General features: G+C 72.8%; 1 protein-coding gene. It reads left to right on the top strand.

Going from position 1 to position 1850, the window contains the following annotated elements; translation table 11 throughout:
- Nucleotides 1-1416 precede the first annotated feature (1416 nt).
- On the top strand, nucleotides 1417-1848 hold the full coding sequence (locus ACTXG6_RS17925; RefSeq protein ID WP_445188950.1) for a hypothetical protein: 432 nt from the start codon (nucleotides 1417-1419) through the stop codon (nucleotides 1846-1848).
- Nucleotides 1849-1850: the final 2 nt, after the last annotated feature.

Here is a 1850-nt window from a genome sequence, read left to right as displayed (position 1 = left end):
GGCGCGAACGCACCGTCCACCAGTCGAAGCCACCGAGGCGATCACAGAGTCTCTCCGCAGGTCAGGGGGAACTCAGAAACTTCGATTGCGCCTCACCGGCACCCAGCGGGAGGACAACACCGGGGGTACCACCGAGGGGCACTGCTTCTGAGCGGTCTAGACATTCGCGGCGTACGCCACCAGACCCCGGGGCACTACGGCACCCAGGAACGACCGAGCCCAACACCAACCGCGGTACGACACACGCAGAGGCGGTCTCACCCAGATGCAAACTCCACAAAGTGGGCGGGACTGCCGGTCGGCGAGACCGGCGTAAGCCGACCTCTGGGACGAGGATAACCAAAGATCCACGCGAGTACCAACCTCAATCGGCAATTGGTGGCCGAGCCGGTCGCGCCGGACCCGCACCGGACTCGGTGACGGACCCTGCTCCGAGCACCCGGATACCGCCGAGGGACGTGCGCGCGGGTCGGTCGCCAGGCCACCCGGGGGCCGATCCGGCACGGCTATCGGCACCGGCCTGCCGCCCTCCTGGGTGGCCCGACTCCCGGGCCGCGGTGCAGGACGGGCCACCCACCGCGAAGGTGGCGGGCAACCGCCGACCAGGCGCCGCACGGTCCCGGGACACCGGCGCGGATCGGGTACCTGGACGCCGTCGGACGTCGCCCCGGGGAGGTCTCCGCGGACCTCCGGAGCGACCTCGGCGAACGGCCACCAGGCGGCCATCACCACCGCGCTGGCCACCGCCGTAGCCACCGCCGTAGCCACCGCCGTAGCCATCGCCGTGGCCACCGCGGCGGCCGCCGAACGCGCCGATCCAACGGGGCGGCAGAGGACGCGCACGGACCATGGCCACGTTCGTGGCCACCCGGACCGGTGGCCACGACCCGGCGCCCGACCACGGCCCTGACCGGCCGCACGGGCCCGGTCAACGGCGCCACGCCACCCAGCCGACCGCCCGCACTGGCCCGGCCAACCGCGCCAGGCCACCCCAGCCAGCCGAGCCAGGCCACCCCCGCCAACCGCGCCACGCCACCCCCGCCAACCGCGCCACGCCACCCCCGCCAACCGCGCCGCGCCACCACCCCAGCCGACGAGCCCAGGCCCGCCCCGGCCCCCTCTGCCGCCAGTCCTGGTCGCCCCATCCAGCGGGATCCGGACGACCGCGGCGCGAGCGTCGAGACCCGGTTCGCCGGATCGAGTTTCGCGGTTTCGTTGACCGCCGCACCGCTCAACCCTTATCGTCCTCGGTGCTCAGCCACGAGCGTCGGTGTGTCGTAGTCCGCCGGTCGCCCTCGGGCCCGAGCACTGAAGGTCTCGGTGTGAACGTGCCGCGGAGACCAGGTTCATCACCCGTGTCCCTGGTCGTGCCCGCCTGCGCGCGGAACGCCCCCGTCCCTCCGGACTGGATCACCGATGTCTTCCCTCACGCACTCGCCCCTGCGCCGATTCGTCACCGACGGACTGCGCGACACCATCGACTCCTACACCGCCGGCACGCTCCCCCTGCACCGCTTCACCTGGGAGCTGCACACCCGGCTCGACGCCCTCACCGAACTCACCGCACTGCCGCACTACCGCACTCTCAACACCCTGCGCGGCGCACACCGGACGATCGCCACGATCGACGTCCAACAGCGCACCGCCACCCGGCAACACCTCTCCGCGGCCGACCAACACACGCTCGCCGCGGCCATCACCACCCTGCGCACCACGCTCGCCCGCCTGGACCCGGACGACCCCATCGACCCGGTCGACCCGACCCAACCACGCCCGGCCGTCCTCACCCCTCGGCCCCGCGCGGCCACCCGCCGCACCACCGACAACCGCCATGCCCTCATCGCCTGATG

This window comes from Pseudonocardia sp. Cha107L01 (genome assembly GCF_052566575.1).
This window is presented reverse-complemented; position numbering and strand designations above follow the sequence as displayed.